Below are 25,231 nucleotides of genomic sequence, written 5' to 3' on the forward strand. Positions count from 1 at the left end.
GCCCCCTACTGGGAGGTCTGGTCGCCGCCCTGGCTCGGTTTGAGGACCAGGGTCTCGGTGGTGCTCTTGTCGACAGCCTGCTTGCTGAACGACCAGTCGAGCAGGTCGCCCTTGGCCCACATGTCCGTCTGGTCGCTGTAGTTCGAGCTGTACGCGTGCCCGGAGGCGCCCGTCAGGTTGATCCAGCGCGACTTGTCGAGGGCACCGAGGTTGACGACCATGCGCATCGACGGGACCCAGACGACCTCGTAGCCGCCGGCCGCGTTCCAGCCGGTGGCGTTGACCGCGGCCTCGCCGCCGCCGAGGTTCCACGGGCCACGGTTGAGCAGGTGCTGAACAAAGCCGGGGCCCTTGGTGCCGAGGGTCTGGTTCTTCAGCGTGAGCTGGTGCAGGCGGCCCCAGTTCCACGTCTTGATGTTCTTGCCCAGCTTGGCGGTCAGCTCCCAGCGGGCGTCCTCCATCGCCCGGGCGAACAGCTGGTCGCGGGTCGTGGTGGCCTTGTCCGTACGGGAGGCGGGCGAGGACCACCACTCGTTCTTCTCGTCCTTGACCAGCTTGCGCACGACCTCGAACCAGCGGTCACCGCCGTCGGGCTGCGCGGAGTCGCCGTCCCGCTCGCCGCACTCGCGCGTGGGCTTGGCGAGGTCGTCGACCGGGCCGGAGCCGTCGGCCGCACGCACGTACAGGCAGGAGCCCTTGACCCGCAGTTCCTTCGGCATCTTGTTGCCGAAGGCCAGGCGCAGGATGTTGCGCCAGACGCCGTTGAAGTACGCGGCGGCGGCCGAGTCGGACTCCTGGGTGTAGTCCCAGCCCTCCAGGAGCTTCTGCGCCTCGCGGATGTACGGGTCGGAAATGTCGATTTTCAGCAGGTAGGGCGTCAGCAGCTTGGCGATCTCGCTGCTGTTGTCCATCTGCATGGTGCGCATGTCGTCCGAGCTGATCTTGCCGCCGTCCTTGGTCTTGGACTCGATCAGGTCGTTGATGCGCTGGCTGCGGGCGCCGTAGCCCCAGTCCTCGGTGAGCAGGTGGGGGTACTTCTTGCTGTCGATCACGGCCTGGTTGGCGGTGACGATGTAGCCGCGACTGGGGTCGTACTCGTACGGCAGCTCGTTCTGCGGGATGAAGCCCTTCCAGCCGTTCTTGGACTCCCAGCCGGCGGCGGGCAGCCGGCCGTCCCTGTTGCCCTTGCGGATCGGGATGCTGCCGGGGGCCTGGTAACCGATGTGGCCCGCGGTGTCGGCGTAGATGAGGTTCTGCGACGGCACCTCGAAGTGGGCGGCGGCGGCCTGGAAGCTCTTGAAGTCCTTGGCCCTGTTGAGCTCGAAGACGGCGTCCATGGACTTGCCCGGCATCAGGGCGGTCCACTTGAGGGAGACCGCGTAGCCGTTGCCGCGGTCGGGGGCGGCATTGTCGACAGGGGCCTTCTGGCCGACCGACTCCAGCTCGTTGTTGCGGTCGGAGACCAGGGGGCCGTTCTCGGTGGAGCGGACGGTGATCTTCTTCGATTCACCGCCGGCGACCTTGATGGTCTCCTCGCGGGTCCGGAACGGCTTCTCCTTGCCGTCGTACAGGTACGTGTTGTTGACGCCGACCTTCTCCAGGTAGAGGTCGGTGACGTCGGCGCCGAGGTTGGTCATGCCCCAGGCGATGTCCTGGTTGTGACCGATGACGACGCCGGGCATGCCGGAGAAGGTGTAGCCCGCGACGTCGTACTGGCACTGCGCCGAGACCTCACGGCAGTGCAGGCCCATCTGGTACCAGAGGGACGGCATCTGGGGGGCGAGGTGCGGGTCGTTGGCGAGGAGCGGCTTGCCGGTGGTGGTCTTGGATCCTGAGACGACCCAGGAGTTGGAGCCGATGCCGTTGCCGTTGGGGCCGAGCAGGGCGGGAATCTTGTCGAGGGCGTCGGAGATGCGGGCGAGCTGGGTGTTGACGCCCTGGGTGGCGCCGGCCGCGGTGCCGGAGCCGGTCCCTGTGCCGGTTCCGGTGCCTGTGCCCGTTCCGGTGCCGGTTCCGGTGCGGCCGGTGCTGCCGGTGCCCGTGTTCGCGCCGGTGCCGGAGTTCGTGCCCGTACCGGGGCCGGTGTTCGCTCCGGAAGCGGAGCTGCCGGTTCCCGACTTGGCCTTGTTCTCCTCGACGATCGGCTTGTGCCGGTCGAAGGGGTAGGCCGGGTACAGGTCGCTGATCTGCTTCGCGTCGAGGCGGCTCGTCATCAGCGAGCGGTCGATCTCGTCCTGCATGTTGCCGCGCAGGTCCCAGGCCATCGCCTTGAGCCACGCCACCGAGTCGACCGGGGTCCATTCCTCGGGGGTGTAGTCGTTGGTGAAGCCGAGGGCCGCGTACTCGACGGAGATGTCCTTGTTGGCACGCCCCTTGAGGTACTGGTTGACGCCTGCCGCGTACGCCTGGAGGTACTTCTTCGTCTCCGGCGTCAGCTTGGTGTCGTACTCCCGCTGGGCTACCTGGCGCCAGCCGAGCGTACGGAGGAAGGCGTCGGTCTCGACCTGGCCCTCGCCGAACATCTCGGAGAGGCGGCCGGACGTCATGTGGCGGCGGACGTCCATCTCCCAGAAGCGGTCCTGGGCCTGGACGAAGCCCTGGGCGCGGAAAAGGTCGGAGTCCGAGGAGGCGTAGATCTGCGGGATTCCGTTGGCGTCGCGCTTGACGTCGACCGGTCCTGTCAGGCCGTCGAGCGTGAGCTCGCCGCTGGTCTGCGGGAACGAGGCTCGCACGGTGCTGACGCTCCAGTACGTGCCGTAACCGACGCCCGCGACAATCGCCAGCACCAGCACGATCACGAGCAGGCGGGCGCGACGCCCCTTCTTCTTCTTGCCGCCGGAAGCGGCTCCGGAAGGGGCTGTTGTGGTGGCGGGCATCGCTGTCCTTCGAGGGGCAGGGTGGTCCTGGAGTGCTGGAGCAACCATAGGCGCAGGCCCGTACCGCTCCTGACTCGGTCTCCGGAAGCCCCCGGAGGAGCGGTTCTGGCCCAGCACAGGAAAGGCGTTAAGGAAGCGTCAAAGATTAGGTAAGGTAATGAAACTACCTCGCCGCCGGCAGGAACGATCCGGCAGGCCCCAGGAAAGGACCGGCCCCTGACTGTCCACCAGCTCAACGAACTCCTGCTCATCTGCGCGGTAGTGCTGCTCGTCGCGGTGGCGGCCGTCCGGCTGTCCTCACGCAGTGGGCTCCCCAGTCTGCTGATCTACCTCGGGATCGGCATCGCGCTGGGCCAGGACGGCATCGGCAAGGTCGCGTTCGACAACGCCGAGCTGACCCAGGTGATCGGCTATGCCGCACTGGTCGTGATCCTGGCCGAGGGCGGTCTGGGTACGAAGTGGAAAGAGGTCAAACCGGCGTTGCCGTCGGCTGTCGTCATGTCGACAGTCGGTGTCGCGGTGAGCGTGGGGATCACCGCGGCCGGTGCGCACTACCTGGTGGGTCTTGACTGGCGGCAGTCGTTGATCATCGGTGCGGTGGTGTCCTCGACGGACGCCGCGGCGGTCTTCTCCGTGCTGCGGAAGGTTCCGCTGCCGTCGCGGCTGACGGGTGCACTGGAGGCCGAGTCCGGGTTCAACGACGCCCCGGTGGTGATCCTGGTCGTCGCGTTCTCCACGACCGGACCAGTCGATTCCTGGTACGTACTGCTCGGTGAGATAGCTCTCGAACTCGCGATCGGTGCCGCCATAGGCCTCGCGGTGGGATGGCTGGGCTCACTCGGACTGCGCAGCGTGGCCCTGCCCGCGTCCGGTCTGTACCCGATCGCCGTGATGGCCATCGCGGTGACGGCGTACGCGGCCGGCGCACTGGCGCACGGCAGTGGCTTCCTCGCCGTCTACCTGGCCGCGATGATCATGGGCAACTCCAAACTGCCGCACTGGCCGGCCACCCGCGGCTTCGCTGACGGGCTGGGCTGGATCGCGCAGATCGGCATGTTCGTACTGCTGGGCCTGCTGGTCACCCCGCACGAGCTGCTCGACGACATCTGGCCGGCGGTCGTCGTCGGCCTGGTGCTGACGATGGTGGCGCGCCCCGCATCGGTGCTGATCAGCCTGCTGCCCTTCCGTACGTCACTGCGCGAACAGGTGCTGCTGTCGTGGGCCGGACTGCGCGGGGCGGTACCCATCGTGCTCGCCACCATTCCGATGGTGGGCGGCGTCGAGGGAAGCGACCAGATCTTCAACATCGTCTTCGTGCTGGTGGTGGTCTACACCCTGGTGCAGGGGCCGACCCTGCCGTGGGTGGCCCGCCGGCTGCGCCTCAAGGAGGCCCCGGAGGCCGCCGCCGACCTGGGCATCGAATCGGCGCCGCTGGAGCGGCTGCGCGGTCACCTGCTGTCGGTCGCCATCCCGGAGAAGTCCCGGATGCACGGTGTGGAGGTCGGTGAGCTGCGGCTGCCGCCGGGCGCCGCGGTCACCCTGGTGGTCCGCGACGGGACCAGCTTCGTACCGATGCCGACGACGGTGCTGCGACGGGGCGACGAGTTGCTGGTGGTGGCGACCGATCCGGTACGGGACGCTGCCGAGCGGCGGCTGCGGGCGGTCGGCCAGGGCGGCAAGCTGGCGGACTGGCTGGGCGCGGGAGAAGATCCGGTTCCACGGCCCGTGAGGCGCAAAAACCTGTGAAGACAAGCCGTGCGGACAAGATTCCCTGTACCATGAAGGTGAATTGATCGACCAACTCTGCCTGACGCAGAGCTGGCGCGACCGCACGGCGGCCTGTTTCCCTGCTCCGAGGGGACGCCTGGTATCTACCGCCGGTCCTGCGCAAGAGGACAGCTCTCGGCAGCTCCCGCACGCGCGCGTGGCCACGTACGAAAGTACGGAGGGCGCACGACGCAGGTGCAAGGGAAGCGCTACCAGGCGGCAGAAAGGCAAGGGCCGTGACGCACACGGTCACGACCGACGCCACCGAAGGCTCCGGCCCGACGGGCTCCGGCCCGGACACCGCCAAGCGCCCCGGATACGGGCAGCTGCTGCGTACCCCCGGCGTCTGGACGTTCCTGATCCCCGGCTTCCTGGCGAGGCAGCCGTTCGCGATGCTGACCATCGGCATCGTGCTGCTGGTGCAGCACACCACCGGCTCGTACGGCAGCGCGGGCATCGTCGCCGCTGTCACCGGTGTCTCCATGGCGCTGTTCGCCCCGCAGAGCGGCAAGCTGGCCGACCGCTTCGGCCAGCGGGCCGTACTGCTGCCGGGCGTGCTGGTGCACGCGACGTCCGTCGGCGCGCTCACCGCGCTCGCACTCGCCGGGGCGCCCCTGTGGGCACTGTTCGTGGCGGCCGTCCCGGCCGGTGCGTCGGTGCCGCAGGTGGGCCCGATGGTGCGGGCGCGCTGGGCGGCGAAGCTGGACGGTTCGCCGCTGATGTCGACGGCCGCCGCTTTCGAGTCGGTGACGGACGAGTTCACCTTCGTGGTCGGCCCTGTGCTGGCCACGGCCCTGTGCACGGGTGTGCACCCGGCTGCGGGCCTGATCGCCGAGGCGACGCTCACCCTGGCCGGCGGCCTGTTCTTCGCGGCGCAGAAGCGCACCCAGCCGGTCCCCAGCCGTACGGTCGGCGGCACGCGCGTGAAGCACGCCTCCGCACTGTCCATCCCGGGTGTACGGGTCCTGGCGGTCGCGTTCCTGGGCATCGGCGCCGTCTTCGGCGGCATGCAGGTGTCGCTGACCGCCTTCGCCTCGGAGGCCGGCAACCCGGGCATGAACGGGCTGCTCTACGGAATCTTCGCGGGCGGCAACATGCTGGCGGGCATCGTCTGCGGCACCATCGCCTGGAAGATCGGGCCGCGCCGCCGGCTGATGACCGGGTACGTCGGTCTGACGCTGTTCGCCTCGGGCCTGTGGGCGGTGCACTCCGTGCCGCTGCTCGCCGGGCTCGGGCTGCTCGTCGGGCTCTGCATCGCTCCCGCGCTGATCACCGGCTACACGATGGTCGAGACGCTGGTCCCGGCCACCGCCCGTACCGAGGCCTTCACCTGGCTGACGGGTGCGGTCGCGTTCGGGCAGGCCATGGCTGTGACGGTGGCCGGGCGGCTGACGGACTCCTTCGGTTCGTCCGCCGGATTCCTGGTTCCGCTGGGCGGTACGGCGCTGGCCCTGATCGTGCTGGTCACGCTGCGCTCGCACCTGCTGCCGAAGTCGCCGGGGCGGGTCGCGGCACGTGGTGTGGGTCACCGCGTGCCGGTCACGGTGGACTGATTCCACGGAATACGTCACTATGGACCGTCGTTAGCACTCATCGAGTGAGAGTGCCAGGAGGATCAAGTGCCGACCTACCAGTACCAGTGCACCGCATGTGGCGAAGGCCTTGAGGCAGTGCAGAAGTTCACCGATGACGCACTGACCGAGTGCCCGAACTGCCAGGGACGCCTGAAGAAGGTCTTCTCTGCGGTCGGCATCGTCTTCAAGGGCTCCGGCTTCTACCGGAACGACAGCCGTGGCTCCTCGTCGAGCAGCACGCCGGCGTCGTCCTCGTCCGCGAAGTCGGGCGCTTCGTCCGCGTCGGGCAGCTCGGACTCGAAGCCCGCGGCTTCGTCGTCGTCCTCGGCGTCTTCGTCGGGATCGTCGTCGTCGAGCTCGTCCAGCAGCTCCTCGGGGTCGTCCTCGGCCGCCTGAGCGCCTTGAGTTTCCCGCAGTCCCCGCCGTCACCGACGGCGGGGACTGCGGCGTTTGCGGGCGCGGCTAGGGTGACGGCCATGGTGAACGCAGAGATCGGCGTGATTGGCGGCTCGGGCTTCTACTCCTTCCTGGAGGACGTGACCGAGGTTCAGGTGGACACCCCCTACGGCAGTCCCAGCGACTCGCTGTTCCTGGGCGAGATCGCGGGACGGAAGGTCGCCTTCCTCCCCCGGCACGGACGCGGCCACCACCTGCCGCCGCACCGCATCAACTACCGGGCCAACCTGTGGGCGCTGCGCTCGGTGGGTGCGCGGCAGGTGCTCGGGCCGTGTGCGGTGGGCGGGCTGCGGGCGGAATACGGGCCGGGCACGCTGCTGGTGCCCGACCAGCTGGTGGACCGTACGAAAGCCAGGGCGCAGTCCTACTACGACGGTGAGACGCCGGTCGACGGCACGCTGCCCGAGGTCGTGCACATGTCCTTCGCCGACCCGTACTGCCCCGAGGGGCGCAAGGTGGCGCTCGCCGCAGCGCGCGGGCGGGACTGGGAGCCGGTGGACGGCGGGACGCTGGTGGTCGTCGAGGGGCCGCGCTTCTCGACCCGTGCGGAGTCGGTGTGGCATGCGTCGATGGGCTGGTCGGTGGTCGGTATGACCGGGCACCCGGAGGCAGTGCTCGCCCGTGAGCTGGGCCTCTGCTACACGTCGATGACGCTGGTCACCGACCTGGACGCGGGGGCGGAGACGGGCGAGGGCGTCTCGCACGAGGAGGTGCTGAAGGTGTTCGGTGCCAACCTGGACCGGCTGCGCACGGTGCTGTTCGACGCGGTGGCGGGGCTGCCGGCCAGTGCGTCGCGGGACTGCCTGTGCTCGCATGCGCTGGACGGGATCGAGACCGGGATCGCGCTGCCGTGAGCATCGCTGCCCCTGGTGGTGCTCGCTGCCAGGGGCGGCACTCCACGGTGAATCCCCCACAGGAGTGAGCGAGTTGTCCACAGGCTGAGGTCTGTGCACAGGCTTCAGCGGGATCTGCGCGGAGTGTGGATCGTGAGGGGTGTTCAGACCGAACACCCGTTGCGATCTGGTGGTGATGCGCCGTGTCCCCGACTCCCCCTTCCGTTCCGCCCCTGCCCTCTCCGCCCCCTCTGCCGCAGGCGCTGCCCGCGCCCGAGCCGTACGGGGTGCCGGAGTTCGCGCCGTTGTGCGTACGTGGCGGTGGCGGCCGGCACCGGCTGCGGCGGGCGCTACGGCGCAGGCGTCGCGCGATGGCTGCCGGTCTTGCAGTGACCGCTGCCGCGCTGGCCGCTTCGGCTCCCCGCGCCCCGGAGCGTGCGGGTGCGCATGCGGAGGCCGCAGAGGCCGCCGACGTACCGGTGCGGGCCCGTCACCGAGTGGCCCCGCAGGCCGAGGTGGTGTCGGCACCGGTGCGGATCGCGGATGCGGCGACCGTACGGCTGTTGAAGCCCGGGGACCGTGTCGATGTCATCGCAGCTGCTAACCCGACTGCTGGAGGCAGGAGTTCCGCGGGGCGGGTGGTGGCGGCCGGGGTCCGGGTGGCCGAGGTGCCGAGTGCGCGGGAGACCTCTTCTGCCGACGGAGCGCTGGTGGTGCTGTCCGTCCCTCGGGCCACTGCCGCCGAACTGGCGGGTGCGAGTGCGATGTCACGGTTGGCGGTGACGTTGTGCTGACGTTTCGCGTGGTGGTTGGCCGGGCTCCGAATTGCACTGACGAACAGGTGGGTCACCGATACGAGTTGACGGATTGGACAGCGCCGACCTCTGCTGCCGTAGGTTTCGGGGGAATTTGCTCCGCCCCCTGCACATGCGAAAAGAGGCTCACCTGTGAGCAACGAGAAGACCAGCCTGCTGGAGGGCTTCAAAGCCTTCCTGATGCGCGGCAACGTGATCGATCTCGCGGTGGCCGTCGTCATCGGCGCCGCGTTCACCAACATCGTGAACTCGATCGTCAAGGGCGTGATCAATCCGATCGTCGGCGCGTTCGGCACGAAGGACCTGGAGGGGTACAGCTCCTGTCTGAAGGGGACCTGCGCGAAGAGCCCGGACGGCACGATCGACGGCATCCAGATCATGTGGGGAACGGTGCTCAGCGCGGCGTTGAGCTTCCTGATCACCGCCGCCGTCGTCTACTTCCTGATGGTGCTGCCGATGGCGAAGTATCTGGCGAAGCGGGCTGCGAAGGAGAAGGTCCAGGAGGCGACCCAGGAGGTCATGGAGGCCACCGAGGTCGAGCTGCTGAAGGAGATCAGGGACGCCCTGGTCGCGCAGCGGGGCTCGGGGCACAGCAACCCGTAACGTCGCGCTCGCTGCGCGCGAGCCGGTCGCCCCGGCCGGATCAGATGTGGTGCGGCGGCTTCTCGTCGAGGAAACGGGCGAGGTCCGTCGTGCCGCCGCTCGTGCTGGGCCGGTCCCCCCAGCCCCGGTCCGTGTCGTCCGACGACTGCTGGTCCAGCGGGTCGTCGAAGACGAGCTTGGGCTTGGGGCGTACGGCCGGTTCGGGGGTTGCCGGGCCGGGGGCGGCGTGGTCGGAGGTGTTCATTCCTCCAGGGTACGGCGGTGACGCACCCGGCCCGGCGGAGCCGATGGCCCGGTCAGCTGGGGGCCTCGGCGCCCTTGCGGGCGTAGAACCACCAGCAGACGGCCAGGCACGTGACGTAGAACGCCACGAACACCCAGAGGGAATTGACCACGGGGAAGTTCGCGAACATCGCGGGGATGAAGAAGAAGCCGTAGGCGGCGATGGCGGAGCTGAAGCCGGTGACCGCGCCCGCTTCCATCTCGGACTGCTTGAGAGCCGCTACCCGGGCCTGCTCGCCCTTGCCCTCCGCTTCCTTGAGGTGCTGGTCGCGGAAGATCACCGGGATCTGCCGGAAGGTGGAGCCGTTGCCGAGGCCGCAGAAGAGGAACGCGACCAGGAAGCCGGCGTAGAAGACCCAGAAGTTGCCGTTGTCGCCGCCGTGCGGGAGCGCGCTGATCACAACCACCAGGGCGATCCCCATGCCGACGAAGGACAGCATGGTGACGCGGGCGCCGCCCATCTTGTCGGAGAGCCAGCCGCCGCCCCAGCGGGCGAACGCGCCGATGAACGGGCCGATCCAGGCGTACGTCGTTGCCGAGTAGTCCGGGTTGATGGGCGTGAAGGTGGTGTTGATCAGGTTGGGCAGGGCCGCGGCGAAGCCGATGAAGGAGCCGAAGGTCCCGACGTACAGCCAGGTCATCAGCCAGTTGTGCTTCCGCTTGAAGATGATCTTCTGCTGGCTGAAGGGGGCGGCGGCGACCTTGAGGTCGTTCATCAGGAACCACGCGAGCAGCGCCATGATGATCAGCAGCGGCACCCAGAGGAAGGCGCCGTTCTGAAGCCAGACGTCCTCACCGGTCTTCTTGCTCTTCAGCGGGCCCCCGGCCGGGGCGAACAGGACCGCGGCGGTGATGACCAGCGGAGCGACCAGCTGGACGACGGAGACGCCGAGGTTGCCGAGGCCGCCGTTCATCCCGTTGGCGTTGCCCTTTTCCCGCTTGGGGAAGAAGAAGCCGATGTTCGCCATCGAGGAGGCGAAGTTGGCTCCGCCCAGGCCGCAGACCGCGGCGATCAGGCACATCTCCCAGTACGGGGTGCTGGTGTCCTGGAGTGCGAAGCCGAGCCAGAGCATCGGGGCGATCAGGATGATCGTGGAGAACGCGGTGAACTTCCGCTCTCCGTAGATCGGTCCGATGAACGTGTAGAGGATCCGGAAGGTGCCGCCGGTGATGCCGGGGATGGCGGTCAGCCAGAAGAGCTGCGACTTGGAGTAGTCGAAGCCGACGTCGCCGAGTTTGACGACGGTGACCGACCAGACCTGCCAGACGACGAAGCCGAGCATGAGCGCGGGGACCGAGATCCACAGGTTGCGCTTGGCGACCTTCTGACCAGTGGTCCGCCAGAAGGACTCGTCCTCGGGGCGCCAGTCGCTGATCGTCGTGCCGGGTCTGTACGTGTCGGTGCCGGAACCGCTGCCGGGCTCTGCGGGAGTTGCTGTCGACATGGGGGTCACCGGTCCTTGGGGTCGAGGAGCCAGAGGAGGAGGACGGCCAGGAAGGACAGGCACAGGAAGCCGGCACCCCACCAGGCGGTTCCGGTGTCGCCCTTCATCCACTCGTTGACGGTGATGGTCAGTGCCCAGAGCTGGCCGATGACCACGGACAGGGCGAGTACCAGGCGGGCGGTGAGTTTGGCGGAGCGCTCCGGCTCCTGCTCGGTTCCCGCGCCGGGCCCTGGTCCGGTGTGACGGACCCGGGGGTCTCCGTATCCGCTGGTGGGGCGGATCTGCGGGTAACGCTCGTGGACCGGGCGGTTGAGCCGCGGATCGGCGCTGCCGGGACGGTAGTCGGGGCGGGGCGGGGCGCCGGCCGGGGAGGCCTTGCCCGGCGCCGAGTCATTGCCCGGTGCGGGGTGCGGGCCGGGGCCTGCGCTCGGGGGCGGGGTCGGGGCACTCATGTCTGTCTCCCCTGCCGGTGGGTCTCGGAGGGCATGTTCGGCCGGGCGGCGGCTCCGGGGCAGCCGATGCGGGCGGCGAAGTCGGGGCGTTCGTCGATGATCTGGCGGCACAGTCCCGCTTCGACGCTCTCGCCGGAACGGGTGGTGCCGATCGCCCAGATGCTGCCGTCCATCTCCTCGATGACCACCACCTTGGGGAGCCCCCGGGGTGGTGGGCCGGCGGTGACCTCGCCGGTTCGGGCGTCGAAGATGCCCTCGTGGCAGGGGCAGTACAGCTCGCCCTCGGTGCCGCGATCCTTGCGCCACAGGACTGCGCAGGCGAGGTGGGTACAGACGGCCGAATAGCCGACGAGCGAACCGTCCTCCAGGCGGACGGCGACGGCGCGGTCCTCGTCGCCGGGGTACCGGAAGGCGATCGACTCGCCGGGCGGCAGGCCGTCGGCGATGCGCTTGGCCTTCGGTACGCCGTCGCCCTCGGGTTCGCCGTGCCGGTGCAGCACTCCCCCGGCGACCGCCAGGCCGCCCACGGCGAGGCCGCCGGAGACGGTGGCGACGATACGGAGGTAGTCGCGGCGGGTGGTGAGGGAGTCGGCGCTGATCCGGTCGTGAAGGGCGGAACGGGCGTCGTCGGCGTCCTCGGGGGCGTCGGTCTTGGTGGTGCCCGGCGATGGGGGCTGGACGGTACTCATGGGACGTCGACTCCGTTCACTGAGACGATCGGGAGCCCGCCGGGGACCGGCCACTGGACTTTGTCGGCGGGGACGACCATCGCGACCCCGGTGGAGACCATCACGTCGCCGAAGGCGAAGGAGTCGACGACCTGGACGCCCGGACGCTCGGCCTGGAGCTCTTCGAGGGTTCCGTAGAAGAGGGCTCCGGTGGGGCATACCGTGGCGCACATCGGGGCGAGGCCGTAGGCGGTGCGGTCGTAGCAGAGGTTGCACTTCATCTGCAGCTTGGCTTCGAGGTCGATCTTGGGGACGCCGAAGGGGCAGGCGTTGACGCAGTTGGCGCAGCCGATGCAGCGGGTGGTGTCGGCCTGCTGCACCACTCCGTCGGCGGTCACCAGGATCGCGTCGGCGGGGCAGACCTCGGCGCACGGGGCGACCGGGTCCTCGCAGTGCATGCAGACGGTGGGGAGGGAGGCGACCGTTTGGCCCGGGTCGGTGTAGTCGAGGTGGATCATCGACTTGCCGCGGTGGGAGTCGCATTCGCGGCAGGCGGAGACGCAGGCCTGGCAGCCGATGCAGCGACCCGGGTCGATGAAGATCGTTTTACCCATCATGGCTGGTCAGCGCCTCTCTTCTGCGGTTGCCCTGCCCTGGGGGGCGGTGGGCGGCAGGGGGTCGGTGCGGGACACCTGGGTCTCGGGGTACGCCTGGTGGCCGGGGGCGACCGGGGGCGCGGGCACCTCGTCGATGTGCTCGGCGCGTTCGATGCGGCAGGCGCAGACCTTGTACTCGGGGATCTTCGAGCGGGGGTCCAGGGCGTCGATGGTGAGGACGTTGGCGGCCGTCGGTGAGGGCCAGTGGTAGGGGATGAAGAAGGTGTCGGGGCGGATCGCCTCCGTGACAAGTGCCGGGTAGACGGAGCTGCCGCGGCGGGTGACGACGCGTACCGGGTCGCCGTTCTTGAAGCCGTGCGAGGGGTGCACCTCCACCCATGGGCGGGGGGTCTGCTCGACGAGTGCGCCCAGGCGGCGGGTCTGGTTGCCGGAGAGGAAGTGGGCGACGGTGCGGCCGGTGGTGAGTGACATAGGGAAGTCGTCGTCGTACGGGTCCATCGGCTGGTGCCACTCCACGACCTGGAGGTGGATCTTTCCGTCCGGGTGGTAGGTGCGGCCGTCCTCGAAGAGGCGGGGGGTGCCGGGGTGTTCGGTGGTCGGGCAGGGCCAGGCGATGCCGCCGGTCTGTTCCAGGCGTTCGTAGGTGATGCCGTAGTAGTCGTTGACGGTGCCTGAGGAGGCGATGCGCAATTCTTCGAAGACCTCGCGGGAGCCGGCGTAGGCGAACTTGTCGCCTACGCCCAGGCGCTGGGCGAGCTGGCACATCACCCAGGTGTCGGTGCGTACCCCGGCCGGGGGTTCCTGCGCCTTGTTGTGCTTGACGACGCGGGCCTCCGCGTTGGCCATCACGCCCTCGTCCTCGGCCCAGGTGGTGACGGGGAAGACGACGTGTGCGTTGGCGGCGGTCTCGGAGAGGAAGAAGTCGAACTGTGCGTGGAACTCGGTCGCGTCGTAGCCCTCCTTGACCACCCGGTAGTTGGGGAGGGAGACGAAGGGGTTATTGCAGACGCCGATCAGGCCGCGGATCTCGCCGCGCTGCATCTGCCAGACCATTTCCATCATCGAGGTCCCGGCGGGCGGCAGTTCGGACTCCTCGATGCCCCAGATCTCGCAGATCTGGCGGCGGTGCTCGTCGTTCATGATCGAGCGGCCGCCGGGCAGCATGTCGGACTTCTGGCCGTGTTCGCGGCCGCCCTGGCCGTTGCCCTGGCCGGTGATGGTGCCGTAACCGGCGCCCGGCTTGCCGATGTTGCCGGTGGCGGCGCACAGGTTGATGACGGACAGGCAGTTCTCGACGCCCTGCGAGTGGTGTTCGATGCCTCGGGCGTGCCAGGCCATCGCCTTGCCCGCGGTCGCGAAGGCGCGGGCGACCTGCTCGATCTGGGCGGCCGGGACGCCGCAGATCTCGGCGGCGCGCTCCGGCGGGTACTCGGCGACCTTGGCCTTCACCTCGTCCCAGCCGGTGGCGGCAGCCGCCAGGTACGCCTCGTCGACGAGGTTCTCCCGTACGACCACGTGCAGGACCGCGTTGAAGAACGCCGAGTCGGTGCCGGGCTTGAGGGCGACGTGGATGTCCGCGGTGCGTGCGACGGCCGTCTCGCGCGGGTCGACGACGATGAGGGTCGCCCCGCGGTCGCGTGCGCCCCACAGGTACTGAGTCATCACCGGGAAGCACTCACCGACGTTCGAGCCGGCGATGAGCAGGCAGTCGGTGAGGAGGATGTCGGAGAAGGGGTTGCCCGCGCGGTCGATGCCGAAGGCCAGTTTGTTGGCGCCGGCCGCCGAGACCATGCACAGGCGGCCGTTGTAGTCGACATGTCGAGTCTTGAGGGCGACCCGGGCGAACTTGCCGACCAGGTACGTCTTCTCGGAGAAGAGGCTCGCGCCGCCGAGCATGCCGAAGGCGTCGTTCCCGTACGTCTGCTGGATGCGTCGCACCTCGGAGGCGGTGAAGTCGAGGGCCTCCTCCCAGGAGACCTCGCGGAACTCCTCGTCGCGCGAGCGGCGCATCAGGGGTGCGGTCAGCCGGTCGGGGTGATTGACCTGCTGGTAGGCGTTGATGCCCTTGGGGCACAGCCGCATCCGGTTGATGTCGTGGTTGCGGGGTTCGACGCCGAAGACCTTGCCGCCTTTGTCGACACGCAGGTACATGCCGCACTGCACGCCGCAGAAGCAGCAGTGGGTGGGGACGAGGGTCTCGCCGTTCTGGTCGGCATGCCAGCGGTCGGCGGGGATGCCGCCCGCGTCGCGGAAGCCGCGGGTGCCGGGCGGTGCCAGGGAGGGGTCGAGCGGGATGCGCGGCCGGTTGTGCGGGGCGGCGACGGCCTGCGGGGCCGGCCGGGGTGCAGCCTGCGGCGGGGCAGCCTGTCGGGCGGGCTCGGGCTGCGGGGCAGCCTGCGGGGACGTCACTTGAAGCCCTTCTTGACGTGCGAGAGGTAGGCGCTGCCGCGCAGTTCGCGCTTGCAGCGCGGGCAGTACTCGGCCCATTGGGCGAAGTCGAGCTTCAGGTCGCGCATGGTGGCTTCGAGGTTCTCGACGTACGGCGCGGTGTCGATCGGGGTGTTGCAGCGGCGGCAGTGGAAGACCTCGTCCTTCTGCCGGGCGGTGTACTTGAACAGCTGCATGCCGACGGCGGCCGGCCGCTGCACGATGTGGAAGAACTTCCCGAACGGGATGTAGATGAGGGTGAAGACCACCGACACCATGTGCAGGATCGCCAGGAACTCGTAGCCGCCGCCGTGCAAGAAGATCGACGAGAAGGTGAGGAGCAGTCCGGTGACCGAGATGACGATCAGTGCGATCAGCGGGACCAGGTCGTAGGCGAAGCGCTGGCCGGTCATCGCGCCCCGGTCCTTCATCCGGCGCCAGAGGAAGTACGAGGCGCCGGGGATGACCAGGACGGCGGCGATGTCGAGACCGTGGAACATCAGCCAGCCGATGATGTTCGCCGAGTTGAAGCCGAGGACCTTGATGCCCCAGATCCGCATCTCGTAGCCGGGGCCCGAGCCGGATCCCGAGGTGAAGGTGAACCAGCCCCAGGTGAGGGGGAAGGTGATCGCGGCGGCCAGGATGCAGCCCCAGAAGATGAGCTGGTGGGCGGCCCAGCGGGCGTGCGAGCGGGCGCCGAGGAACTTCTGGAAGCCGAGGTAGGTGGCGATCATCTTCGGCAGGGCGGTGGGTGCCTTGCGGAAGTTCTCGGCCGAGAAGAGGCTGCCCCAGCCCCGGTGGAACAGCCGGCGAGCACCCGGCGCGGACACCCAGACCGTGTAGCGGTACGTCACTCCGAAGGCGAGGAAGACCGTCGCGACGGCGTACGGCAGCAGGGCCGAGTCGAAGTCCCGCAGCATCCTGCTGCCGAAGTAGATCGCCAGGATGAGCAGTACGGAGACGGTGGCCCCGGCGAGCGTCGCCCGCCGCGTCACCCCGCGCTGTGTCGGGGCGGCCGGCAGGCTGTCTGCGGCCTGCGGTCCCCCGGCGGGCAGCGGGCCGTCCGTGGGCAGCGGGCCGGTGGGCGGCGGGGCCGGATCGGTCTCGGGGGCTCGGGAGGGCTCGGTCACCCAGTCAAAGTATGGCGATTAGTCGCTATTCACCCGTTGTGGAGCCCGGGTGGAGCAGGGATGACTCAAACGGCGTAGAGGCCGTGCGCGGCGAAGATCGCGCGGGCCGCAGCCACCTGCTCCGGGCCGGGGGGCGGGGTGTCGTGCAGGGTGAAGTTCTTGCCGAGCGCTTCCCACTTCGCCTCGCCGAGCTTGTGGAAGGGCAGTACGTCCACGCGCGAGACCACCCCGAGGGAGGCGGCGAAGGCGGCGACGCCCTCGATGTTCGCGGGGTCGTCGGTCAGGCCCGGGACGAGTACGAAGCGGACGTGCACCTCCTTGTCCAGGCGGGCCAGGCGTTCGGCGAAGGCGAGGGTGGGGGCGAGCTCGCGGGTGGTGACCTTCTGGTACGTCGCCGGGTCCCACGACTTGATGTCGAGGAGCACCAGGTCCACGTCACGCAGCAGCGCGTCGGTGGCGCGGGCGCCGAGGAAGCCGGAGGTGTCGAGGGCGGTGTGCAGGCCGAGTTCGTGCTTGAAGCGGTGGAAGAGTTCGCCCGCGAAGACCGGCTGCAGGAGGGGTTCGCCGCCGCTGATGGTGGCGCCGCCGCCGGAGGCCCGGATGAACGTCGTGTACTTGGCGGCTTCCGCGACGATGTCGTCCGCCGCGTACCGCTTGCCGTTGCGCATCCGCATGGTGTCCGGGTTGTGGCAGTACAGGCAGGCGAGCGGGCAGCCGGAGAGGAAGGTCACGAAGCGGGTGCCGGGGCCGTCGACCCCGGTGGACAGGTCCCAGGAGTGCACGGTGCCGCTGATCGGGCGCTGGGTGGCGGCCCCTGCCGGGGTGGCCCCGTCGGAGACGGCCGGGGCGGTGGCCCGTACCGGAATGTCGGTTCCGAGAAGTACGGCGGTCATGGCAGGGCCTCCTGGGAGGAGTGGAGGAGAAGCGAGGAGTGGATGAGTAAGGGGGCGGAGAGGGTTTTGTACGGCGTCGGGACCGGGTGTGGTCAGGGGGATCGGTCCCGGCGCCGTACAGATCGGAGGGCTCTTAGAGGGAGCCGTGGAAGGTGCGGTTGATGACGTCGAGCTGCTGCTCGCGGGTCAGCCGTACGAAGTTCACCGCGTAGCCGGAGACCCGGATGGTGAGCTGCGGGTAGTTCTCGGGGTGGTCCATGGCATCTTCGAGCATCTTCTTGTCGAGGACGTTGACGTTCATGTGGAAGCCGTTGCTGGCCATGAAGCCGTCCAGGACGCCCGCGAGATTGTCGACACGTTCCTGGGCGGTGCGGCCCAGTGCGTCGGGGGTGATGGTGTTGGTCAGCGAGATGCCGTCCTCTGCGTCGTCGTACGGCAGCTTGGCGACCGAGAGCGCGGAGGCGATGTAGCCGTGCTCGTCGCGGCCGTTCATCGGGTTGGCGCCGGGCGCGAAGGGGGTGCCGGCGCGGCGGCCGTCGGGGGTGTTGCCGGTCTTCTTGCCGTAGACGACGTTCGAGGTGATGGTCAGCACGGACTGGGTGTGCAGGGCGCCGCGGTAGGTGGGGTGCTTGCGGATCTTCTGCATGAAGTCCTCGACGATGCGGCGGGCGATGGTGTCCGCGCGGTCGTCGTTGTTGCCGTAGGCCGGGTAGTCGCCCTCGATCTCGTAGTCGACGGCGAGGCCGGTCTCGTCGCGGATCACCTTCACGCGTGCGTGCTTGATGGCGGACAGGGAGTCTGCCGCGACCGAGAGGCCGGCGATGCCGCAGGCCATGGTGCGCAGGATCTCCTGGTCGTGGAGGGCCATCTCGATGCGCTCGTAGGCGTACTTGTCGTGCATGTAGTGGATGACGTTGAGGGCGTGCACGTACGTCTTCGCCAGCCAGTCGAGCATCGCGTCGTAGCGCGGGGCGATGTCCTCGTAGTCGAGGTACTCGCCGTCGACCGGCTCGAAGCCCTTGACGACGACCTTGCCGGACTTCTCGTCCCGGCCGCCGTTGATCGCGTACAGCAGCGCCTTGGCGACGTTGACGCGCGCGCCGAAGAACTGCATCTGCTTGCCGACCGCCATGGCGGAGACGCAGCAGGCGATGGCGGTGTCGTCGCCGTACTTGGGGCGCATCAGTTCGTCGGACTCGAACTGGATCGCGGAGGTGTCGATGGCGACCTGCGAGGCGTACGACTTGAAGCCCTTGGGCAGCTGCTGCGACCAGAAGACGGTGAGGTTCGGCTCGGGGGCGGGGCCGAGGTTGTAGAGGGTCTGCAGGGCGCGGAAGGTGGTGCGGGAGACCAGCGGGCGGCCGTCCTCGCCGATGCCGGCCATCGACCAGGTGACCCAGGTGGGGTCGCCGGAGTACAGCTCGTTGTACTCGGGGGTGCGCAGGAAGCGGACGATGCGCAGCTTGATGACGAAGTCGTCGATGAACTCCTGCGCCTGCGCCTCGGTGATGAGGCCCTTCTCGATGTCGCGCTGCAGGTAGATGTCGAGGAAATTGTCGATACGGCCGATCGACATGGCCGCACCGTTCTGCTCCTTGACCGCCGCCAGGTAGGCGAAGTACAGCCACTGGACGGCCTCGCGGCCGGTGCGGGCGGGGCCGGAGATGTCGTAGCCGTACGCGGCGGCCATCGACTTGAGCTCGTGCAGCGCCTTGATCTGCTCGGAGACCTCTTCGCGGTCGCGGATGACGTCCTCGGTGGCCCAGCGCTCGCCGAGGCGGGCCTTGTCGGCCTCCTTGGCGGCGATCAGGCGGTCCACGCCGTAGAGGGCGACGCGGCGGTAGTCGCCGATGATGCGGCCGCGGCCGTAGGCGTCGGGCAGGCCGGTGATGATGCCCGAGGAGCGGCAGGCGCGGATCTCGGGGGTGTAGGCGTCGAAGACGCCTTCGTTGTGGGTCTTGCGCAGGTGGGTGTAGACGTCGCGGGCCTCGGGGTCGGCTTCGTAGCCGTACGCGTTGAGGGCGTTCTCGACCATCCGCCAGCCGCCGTTGGGCATGATGGAGCGCTTGAGGGGGGCGTCGGTCTGCAGGCCGACGATGAGGTCCTTGTCGGCGTCGATGAAGCCGGGGGCGAAGGCGTCGATGCGCGACGGGGTCTTCACGTCGACGTCGTAGATGCCCTTGCTGTTCTCCTCGGGGAACATCGACAGGAGCTTCTGCCACACGGCGGTGGTGCGCTCGGTGGGGCCTGCCAGGAAGTCGGCGTCACCCTCGTAGGGGGTGTAGTTCCGCTGGACGAAGTCGCGGACGTCGACCGTGTCGCGCCACAGTCCGTCCTGGAAGCCGTCCCAGGCCGCTACGGCCTCTGCGGCTCCCGCACCGACCGTTGTCTCCGACTGGGTCGCAGTCATGACCACACCTTTCGCTCGTGGGACACCTCGCGTGACGCCTGTGCCGCGTCGCGAATTCCGCTGACTTCATTTGACTCCCGTACAGGGCTCCCGGCATGCCGCAATGGTCCTCAAATGGGGACCTATAGTCCCGACTTTCGCTCCGCCAGATCCGGTTTCGCGCCTCTGACCTGGTGGTTCGTGGAGGACCAAGGTCCTTAGTTCGCTTGTGAATGCATTCACAAAGGTTTTGCCGTCAAGACCTCCTGGCATCTTCCGCACACCCTTCTGGAAACTCTTCGCAGTCTTCCGCGCGCGCTCCGTTGCTTCCTCTGGTGTGGTGTACGTATGAGCGAGACGACGACCGCGACCAGTGGCCTGCTGCGTCGGATGACATCGCGCAGTCCCGACGAGGGGCACCGCGCGGCCACCCCGCTGGAACTGTTCTTCGACCTGTGCTTCGTCGTCGCCGTGGCGCAGGCCGGGGTGCGGCTGGTGCACGCCGTCGCGGAGGGGCACTTCGCGTCGGGGGTCCTCGGCTACTTCTTCGTCTTCTTCGCCATCTGGTGGGCGTGGATGAACTTCACCTGGTTCGCCTCGGCCTACGACAACGACGACGTGTTCTACCGGGTCGCCGTACTGGTGCAGATCGCCGGCGTGCTGGTGCTGGCGGCCGGAGTGCCCCGCGCCTTCGACGACGGCAACTGGGCGGTCACCATCGTCGGCTACGTGGTGATGCGCCTCGCGATGACCTGCCAGTGGCTGCGGGTGGCCCGCCACAACAGCGGCGCCGAGCGCACCATGGCACTGAAGTACGCCGTCGGGCTGGTGGTCGTCCAGCTCGGCTGGCTCGCCGTGCTGTTCGTCCCCGCAGGGGGACGGCCGTACCTCTTCCTGGTGCTGGCGCTGGCCGAGCTGAGCGTGCCGCCGCTCGCCGAGAAGAGCTTCCCGACGTCGTGGCATCCGCACCACATCGCCGAGCGGTACGGGCTGTTCACCATCATCGTGCTCGGCGAGTCCATCACCGCCGCGACCATCGCCGTACAGACGAGCCTGGACGAGCACGACGACCTGGGCGAGCTCCTGTCGATCGCGGGCGGCGGGCTGCTGATCGTCTTCGCCGCCTGGTGGATCTACTTCGCCTCCCCCGCGCAGGAGCGGCTCACCTCCATGCGGCGGGCCCTCCAGTGGGGTTACGGCCATCTGTTCATCCTGGGCTCGGCGGCGGCGATCGGGGCGGGCGTCGAGGTGGCGGTGGAGCAGGCGACGGGCAAGGCGCACATCTCCCCGGTGGCGGCGACCGCTGCGGTGACGATCCCGACGGCGGTGTTCCTGCTCACCGGCTGGTTCCTGCAGTCCCGGCACTTCAAGCGGGACACCGCCGAACTGCTGCTGATGCCGGTGACCGTGGTCGTCGTGCTCGCGTGCACCTTCCTCGGCACCTGGGGGGTGCTCGCGGCGGGCCTCGTCATGGGACTGGCCGTGGTGATCGGCACGCTGCTTTCGGCGAGACCGGACTCCGACACCCTGCACAGGCCCCGGCTCACGTGATACCCAAGGGTTCATGGCAGACATCGGCGAGAAGCCCGGCCCTCACGGGATATCCGGGCCGAACGACGCACTGACGGACGTGGCCGGCCTGCGGGTCGGCCACGCGCGCGTGGAGCGAGTGCACGCCCTGACAGGCACCACTGTCGTCCTCGCGCCGGAGGGGGGTGCGGTCGCCGCCGTGGACGTACGGGGCGGTGGCCCCGGCACCCGCGAGACCGACGCGCTGGACCCGCGCAATCTGGTGCAGCGTGTCGACGCGGTCGTCCTGACCGGGGGCAGCGCGTACGGGCTCGACTCCGTGTCCGGGGTGGTCGGCTGGCTGGAGGAGCACAAGCGCGGCTTCCGGATCGGGCTCGACCCCGCGATGGTGGTGCCCGTGGTGCCGGCGGCGTGTCTGTTCGACCTGGGGCGGGGTGGTGACTGGCGGGTCAGGCCGGATGCCTCGACCAGTCGTGCGGCTGTGGAGGACGCCGCCCGCAGCGGAGTTGGCGCGCCGGTGACGCAGGGCGGGGTCGGCGCCGGTACGGGGGCGGTGGTGGGCGGCCTCAAGGGCGGAGTGGGCACCGCGAGCGTACGGCTCTCCGAAGGACCTGCGGCGGGGGTCACGGTGGCGGCCCTGGTGGTGGCCAACGCGGCGGGTTCGGGAACCGATCCGCTGACCGGGGTGCTGTACGGGGAGTACTTCCAGGGGCGGGTCGCCTACCCGCGCGAGGAGGTGCACCAACAGGCCCTGAAGCGTGCACGGGAGGCTCGCGAGGAGTCCGCGCGCCGCTACGCCGATTCCGTACGCCCGCCGCTGAACACGACCCTCGCAATCGTCGCGACCGATGCCGAACTCACCCGCGCGCAGGCGCAGAAGCTGGCCGGTACCGCGCACGACGGTTTCGCGCGCGCCCTGCGTCCCGTACACCTGATGAACGACGGGGACACGGTGTTCGCGCTGTCCACGGGGGCCGTGCCGCTGCGGGCCGGGGATCCGGACGGCCAGGAGCCGGCGTTCGCCGCGCAGTTGACGGCGGCGGCGCTCAACGAGGTGCTCGGGGCCGGTGCGGACGCGGTGACCAGGGCGATCGTGAAGGCACTGCGGGCGGCGGAGGGGGTCGACGGGCCCGGCGGGGTCTTCCCGGCGTACCGGGACCTCTATCCGGAAGCGGAATGACCGAAGTCGTGGGGTGAGGTGACGAACTCGGTGAATTCCGGGGAGGTTTGCGGGAACCTCCGGTACGGCTCGGTTCGTTTTCACCAAACCGGGGCGCGATGTCAGACCCGTTGGCTACTTTGAGTGCAGGAAGCGTTACACGCGGCGACGGCCTGGAGAAGCCCTTGAACGATCGCGACGAGTACGAGAGCGACGGCCTCGCAACGGCCGAGGACCACCTCGGGCTGCTCCTGGGCCGTGCGCTGAACTCCTTCGACCTGCCCGACGAGACCGTCGAGCGCCTCGAATCGGCGCTGGCGCACAGCTCCTCGCTGCGTTCCTCGCACCACAGCGCCGGGCTGCGCCGCTCCCTGCACCGGCACACCTTCCTGCTCTGTGACGGGTCCACCCTCACCCTGTGGGAGCTGGTGCACAACGCGGGCCGCGACCGCAGCATCGAGCACGAGCTGTACACCGGTATCGCCGAGGCCAGGATCGCCGCCGACCGGCTGCCGGGCGGGGCCGGTTCGCGCGCGGACGACGTACCGCTGTTCCCGGAGTACGAGGACGGTCCCGACGCCATGGCGGAGCTGCTGGCCCAGCCCCGCAAGGAGGCGCGGCGTTCCTTCGTGCCGGACCGCTCCGCCGATCACGCGCGCCGGGTCCTGCGCCGCGCGGAGAACACGGACCGGCCGGGCGAGGAGACGGCGCTCCGGCTGACGGACGCCCTCGCCCACGAGATCACGCAGGTCTACGGACGGCAGTACCGGATCAAGGACCGGGAGGTGGGATTCACGCTGTACGAGCACGCGTTCCTGCTGATGGACGGCAGCGAGGCCAGCCTGTGGGAGGTCGAGCACACGGCGACCCCCGACGGACGGCACATGTGCGAGGTGTACGACGCGCAGCAGACCGCCCGCGAGGCGATGGAGCTTCGCGGGCGGGTGAGCTGAGGGGGCTGGGGCGGCTGGGCTGGGCTGACGAGGGCAGAGGCAGGGCTGACGGAGGGGCTGCTCGCACGCGTGCGCGCGGATGTCCCGCACCACCGTGCTGACGTGGGGCGGGACTTGGCCGCGTAACGCCGGCGGCGAGGCACTGAAGGCAAGGCACTGCCGGCGAGGGTTTCTCAGACGGCTGCGGTGACCTTCTCTTCGGGCTGCACGGCCGTCGACGCTGCCGGGGCGGCGTCCGTGACCGGCTTCTTCCGCATGCCCTTGAACAGGATGACGAGGGCCGCGCTGACCGCCGTGCCCGCGACGATCGCCACCAGGTACAGCCACGGGTTGCCGATCAGCGGGACCACGAAGATGCCGCCGTGCGGGGCGCGCAGCGTACTGCCGAAGGCCATCGACAGCCCGCCGGTGACCGCGCCGCCCGCCATCGCGGCGGGGATGACGCGCAGGGGGTCGGCCGCCGCGAACGGGATCGCGCCCTCGGTGATGAACGAGGCGCCCAGCACCCAGGCCGCCTTGCCGTTCTCCCGTTCGGTACGGGTGAACAGCCTGCCGCGCAAGCTGGTCGCGAGCGCCATGGCCAGCGGCGGGACCATGCCCGCGGCCATCACGGCGGCCATCACCTTGAGGCTGCCGTCGTTCGGGTTGGCAAGGCCGCCGACCGCGAAGGTGTACGCCACTTTGTTGAAAGGACCGCCCATGTCGAAGCACATCATCAGGCCGAGGACGATGCCGAGGATGATCGCGTTGCTGCCGGACAGCCCGGACAGCCAGCTCGTGAGTGCGGTCTGCAGTTCGGCGATCGGCTCACCGATCACCAGGAACATCAGGAAGCCCACGACGATCGAGGAGATCAGTGGGATCACCACCACCGGCATGATCCCGCGCAGCGACGCCGGGACGCGCACCCGCTGGATCGCCATCACCACGGCGCCCGCGATCAGGCCGGCGGCCAGGCCGCCGAGGAAGCCCGCCTTGATCGCGACGGCGATCGACCCGCCGACGAACCCGGGTACCAGACCCGGCCGGTCGGCCATCCCGTACGCGATGTAACCGGCCAGCACCGGCACCAGGAACGCGAAGGCGAGCCCGCCGATCTGGAACATCAGCGCTGCCCAGCTGGTGTGGTCACCCCATGCGAAGTACTCGATCACAGAAGGTGCTTTGTCGATTTTGTAGCCGCCTATCGCGAAGCCGAGCGCGATCAGCAGGCCACCGGCGGCGACGAACGGCACCATGTAACTCACACCGCTCATCAGCCACTTGCGCAGCTTCGCGCCGTAGCCCTCCCCCGTTTCGCCCGCCTCTTCGAGGGGTGAGCCCTTGGCGTCGGCGGAGGAGGCGGCGGTGGTCTCGCCCCGGGCGGCCTTCTCCCTGGCCTCGGCGATCAGCTCGTAGGGGCGGTTGATGCCTGCCTTCACCCCGACGTCGACAGTCGGCTTGCCCGCGAACCGTTCCCGGTCACGTACCGGTACGTCATGCGCGAAGATCACCGCGTCGGCGGCGGCGATGACCGCCGGGTCGAGACGGGTGAAGCCGGAGGAACCCTGGGGTTCGACGGTGAGCTGCACGCCGTCGCGGTTGCCCGCCTGTTCGAGGGATTCGGCCGCCATGTAGGTGTGCGCGATGCCGGTGGGGCAGGAGGTGACGGCGACGATACGGAAGGGGGTCCCGTCGGTGCCCTCGGTGCCCTCGGTGCTGTCGTCGCTGTCGGTGCTGTCCGCGCTGTCGGCAGCGGCGGGTGAGGTGTTCGGGGCGGGTGCGGCCACCGGTGCAGTGGCCGGGACGGGTTCCGGCGCGCTCTCCTCTGCGTCGCCTTCGTCGCTGCGGATCAGTGCGGCGGCCTCCGCCGGGGTGGCCACGGCGCGCAGTGCGTCCGTGAACTCCGCGTTCATCAGCTGTCTGGCCAGGCTGGAGAGGATCGTCAGGTGCGCGTCGTCCGCGCCGGCCGGGGCCGCGATCAGGAAGATCAGGTCCGCGGGCCCGTCCGAGGCGCCGAAGTCGACGCCCTCGGTGCTGCGGCCGAAGGCCAGCGTCGGTTCCGTGACGTGCGTGCTGCGGCAGTGCGGAATGCCGATGCCGCCCTCCAGACCGGTCGGCATCTGCGCCTCGCGCGCCGCGACGTCCGCGAGGAAGCCGTCCAGGTCGGTCACCCGGCCGAGCGCCACCATCCGGGTCGCGAGGAGGCGGGCTGCCTCCTGTTTGGTGTCAGCGGCCAGGTCGAGGTCGACCAGGTCCGCGGTGATCATCTGGCTCATCGCGGGCTCCTTCGCACGGATGTGAGGGCAGATACAGCGGGGGCGGCAGGGGTAAACGGTTCTGCGGGGTCTGGGAGGGCTGCGGGAGCCATGGAACGCGCGAG

General features: G+C 69.3%; 20 protein-coding genes. 9 read left to right on the top strand and 11 right to left on the bottom strand.

The window, feature by feature from the left end:
* Positions 1-5: 5 nt before the first annotated feature.
* Positions 6-2,876, bottom strand: coding sequence for a penicillin acylase family protein (locus ACZ5PB_RS16820; protein WP_468691793.1), 2,871 nt, complete (start codon positions 2,874-2,876; stop codon positions 6-8).
* A gap of 186 nt (positions 2,877-3,062) precedes the next feature.
* Here ACZ5PB_RS16820 and ACZ5PB_RS16825 point away from each other — a divergent pair, with 186 nt between their 5' ends.
* The 6 genes from ACZ5PB_RS16825 to mscL all read left to right on the top strand — a co-directional run bounded on the left by ACZ5PB_RS16825 (position 3,063) and on the right by mscL (position 8,924).
* On the top strand, positions 3,063-4,622 hold the full coding sequence (locus tag ACZ5PB_RS16825; protein ID WP_468692107.1) for a potassium/proton antiporter: 1,560 nt from the start codon (positions 3,063-3,065) through the stop codon (positions 4,620-4,622).
* A 347-nt stretch (positions 4,623-4,969) separates the two neighbouring features.
* Positions 4,970-6,196, top strand: a complete 1,227-nt coding sequence (locus ACZ5PB_RS16830; RefSeq protein WP_468692109.1) for an MFS transporter — start codon at positions 4,970-4,972, stop codon at positions 6,194-6,196.
* A gap of 66 nt (positions 6,197-6,262) precedes the next feature.
* Positions 6,263-6,613 (top strand): FmdB family zinc ribbon protein, encoded by a 351-nt coding sequence (locus ACZ5PB_RS16835; RefSeq protein WP_468691794.1) that lies wholly within the window; start codon positions 6,263-6,265, stop codon positions 6,611-6,613.
* Positions 6,614-6,693: 80 nt separating this feature from the next.
* Positions 6,694-7,527, top strand: coding sequence for an S-methyl-5'-thioadenosine phosphorylase (locus tag ACZ5PB_RS16840; RefSeq protein ID WP_468691795.1), 834 nt, complete (start codon positions 6,694-6,696; stop codon positions 7,525-7,527).
* Positions 7,528-7,709: 182 nt separating this feature from the next.
* Complete coding sequence (locus ACZ5PB_RS16845) at positions 7,710-8,300, top strand: RcpC/CpaB family pilus assembly protein (RefSeq protein WP_468691797.1); 591 nt, start codon at positions 7,710-7,712, stop codon at positions 8,298-8,300.
* Positions 8,301-8,453: 153 nt separating this feature from the next.
* Complete coding sequence (gene mscL / locus ACZ5PB_RS16850; RefSeq protein WP_468691798.1) at positions 8,454-8,924, top strand: large conductance mechanosensitive channel protein MscL; 471 nt, start codon at positions 8,454-8,456, stop codon at positions 8,922-8,924.
* Between the two features lie 40 nt (positions 8,925-8,964).
* Here mscL and ACZ5PB_RS16855 read toward each other — a convergent pair whose 3' ends face one another.
* The 9 genes from ACZ5PB_RS16855 to pflB all read right to left on the bottom strand — a co-directional run bounded on the left by ACZ5PB_RS16855 (position 8,965) and on the right by pflB (position 19,248).
* Positions 8,965-9,168 (bottom strand): hypothetical protein, encoded by a 204-nt coding sequence (locus tag ACZ5PB_RS16855; protein ID WP_468691800.1) that lies wholly within the window; start codon positions 9,166-9,168, stop codon positions 8,965-8,967.
* Between the two features lie 52 nt (positions 9,169-9,220).
* Positions 9,221-10,651, bottom strand: coding sequence for a NarK family nitrate/nitrite MFS transporter (locus ACZ5PB_RS16860; RefSeq protein ID WP_468691802.1), 1,431 nt, complete (start codon positions 10,649-10,651; stop codon positions 9,221-9,223).
* A 5-nt stretch (positions 10,652-10,656) separates the two neighbouring features.
* Positions 10,657-11,103 (bottom strand): hypothetical protein, encoded by a 447-nt coding sequence (locus ACZ5PB_RS16865; protein WP_468691803.1) that lies wholly within the window; start codon positions 11,101-11,103, stop codon positions 10,657-10,659.
* Complete coding sequence (locus ACZ5PB_RS16870) at positions 11,100-11,792, bottom strand: Rieske (2Fe-2S) protein (RefSeq protein WP_468691807.1); 693 nt, start codon at positions 11,790-11,792, stop codon at positions 11,100-11,102. Before ACZ5PB_RS16870 ends, ACZ5PB_RS16865 begins: the two co-directional genes overlap by 4 nt.
* Positions 11,789-12,388 (bottom strand): 4Fe-4S dicluster domain-containing protein, encoded by a 600-nt coding sequence (locus ACZ5PB_RS16875; protein WP_468691809.1) that lies wholly within the window; start codon positions 12,386-12,388, stop codon positions 11,789-11,791. Before ACZ5PB_RS16875 ends, ACZ5PB_RS16870 begins: the two co-directional genes overlap by 4 nt.
* 6 nt (positions 12,389-12,394) lie before the next feature.
* Positions 12,395-14,683, bottom strand: a complete 2,289-nt coding sequence (locus tag ACZ5PB_RS16880) for a molybdopterin oxidoreductase family protein (protein ID WP_468692112.1) — start codon at positions 14,681-14,683, stop codon at positions 12,395-12,397.
* Positions 14,684-14,793: 110 nt separating this feature from the next.
* Positions 14,794-15,945 (bottom strand): MFS transporter, encoded by a 1,152-nt coding sequence (locus tag ACZ5PB_RS16885; protein WP_468691811.1) that lies wholly within the window; start codon positions 15,943-15,945, stop codon positions 14,794-14,796.
* 65 nt (positions 15,946-16,010) lie between these two features.
* Complete coding sequence (gene pflA / locus ACZ5PB_RS16890) at positions 16,011-16,838, bottom strand: pyruvate formate-lyase-activating protein (protein WP_468691813.1); 828 nt, start codon at positions 16,836-16,838, stop codon at positions 16,011-16,013.
* A gap of 133 nt (positions 16,839-16,971) precedes the next feature.
* Entirely contained in the window at positions 16,972-19,248 is a 2,277-nt protein-coding gene (gene pflB, locus ACZ5PB_RS16895; RefSeq protein ID WP_468691815.1) for a formate C-acetyltransferase, read from the bottom strand.
* Positions 19,249-19,575: 327 nt separating this feature from the next.
* On the opposite strand from pflB, the gene ACZ5PB_RS16900 reads away from it, so the two are divergent.
* The 3 genes from ACZ5PB_RS16900 to ACZ5PB_RS16910 all read left to right on the top strand — a co-directional run bounded on the left by ACZ5PB_RS16900 (position 19,576) and on the right by ACZ5PB_RS16910 (position 22,869).
* A complete protein-coding gene (locus ACZ5PB_RS16900) occupies positions 19,576-20,778 on the top strand; it encodes a low temperature requirement protein A (protein WP_468691816.1) in 1,203 nt (400 codons plus the stop codon).
* 13 nt (positions 20,779-20,791) lie between these two features.
* Positions 20,792-21,937 (top strand): P1 family peptidase, encoded by a 1,146-nt coding sequence (locus tag ACZ5PB_RS16905; protein ID WP_468691818.1) that lies wholly within the window; start codon positions 20,792-20,794, stop codon positions 21,935-21,937.
* Between the two features lie 164 nt (positions 21,938-22,101).
* A complete protein-coding gene (locus tag ACZ5PB_RS16910; protein WP_468691820.1) occupies positions 22,102-22,869 on the top strand; it encodes a DUF6227 family protein in 768 nt (255 codons plus the stop codon).
* 173 nt (positions 22,870-23,042) lie between these two features.
* On the opposite strand, the gene ACZ5PB_RS16915 is transcribed toward ACZ5PB_RS16910, so the two are convergent.
* A complete protein-coding gene (locus ACZ5PB_RS16915) occupies positions 23,043-25,127 on the bottom strand; it encodes a PTS fructose transporter subunit IIABC (protein ID WP_468691822.1) in 2,085 nt (694 codons plus the stop codon).
* Positions 25,128-25,231 lie beyond the last annotated feature (104 nt).

It is taken from the genome of Streptomyces sp. NPDC032721, from assembly GCF_055579625.1.

What these genes read in the sequence shown, in the direction of transcription:
- ACZ5PB_RS16900 (WP_468691816.1), top strand. Translation starts at nt 19,576, where the DNA reads ATGAGCGAGACGACGACCGCGACCAGTGGCCTGCTGCGTCGGATGACA.
- ACZ5PB_RS16865 (WP_468691803.1), bottom strand. Translation starts at nt 11,103, where the DNA reads ATGAGTGCCCCGACCCCGCCCCCGAGCGCAGGCCCCGGCCCGCACCCC.
- ACZ5PB_RS16860 (WP_468691802.1), bottom strand. Translation starts at nt 10,651, where the DNA reads ATGTCGACAGCAACTCCCGCAGAGCCCGGCAGCGGTTCCGGCACCGAC.
- ACZ5PB_RS16855 (WP_468691800.1), bottom strand. Translation starts at nt 9,168, where the DNA reads ATGAACACCTCCGACCACGCCGCCCCCGGCCCGGCAACCCCCGAACCG.
- ACZ5PB_RS16820 (WP_468691793.1), bottom strand. Translation starts at nt 2,876, where the DNA reads ATGCCCGCCACCACAACAGCCCCTTCCGGAGCCGCTTCCGGCGGCAAG.
- ACZ5PB_RS16870 (WP_468691807.1), bottom strand. Translation starts at nt 11,792, where the DNA reads ATGAGTACCGTCCAGCCCCCATCGCCGGGCACCACCAAGACCGACGCC.
- ACZ5PB_RS16905 (WP_468691818.1), top strand. Translation starts at nt 20,792, where the DNA reads ATGGCAGACATCGGCGAGAAGCCCGGCCCTCACGGGATATCCGGGCCG.
- pflA (WP_468691813.1), bottom strand. Translation starts at nt 16,838, where the DNA reads ATGACCGCCGTACTTCTCGGAACCGACATTCCGGTACGGGCCACCGCC.
- pflB (WP_468691815.1), bottom strand. Translation starts at nt 19,248, where the DNA reads ATGACTGCGACCCAGTCGGAGACAACGGTCGGTGCGGGAGCCGCAGAG.
- ACZ5PB_RS16915 (WP_468691822.1), bottom strand. Translation starts at nt 25,127, where the DNA reads ATGAGCCAGATGATCACCGCGGACCTGGTCGACCTCGACCTGGCCGCT.
- ACZ5PB_RS16840 (WP_468691795.1), top strand. Translation starts at nt 6,694, where the DNA reads ATGGTGAACGCAGAGATCGGCGTGATTGGCGGCTCGGGCTTCTACTCC.
- ACZ5PB_RS16875 (WP_468691809.1), bottom strand. Translation starts at nt 12,388, where the DNA reads ATGATGGGTAAAACGATCTTCATCGACCCGGGTCGCTGCATCGGCTGC.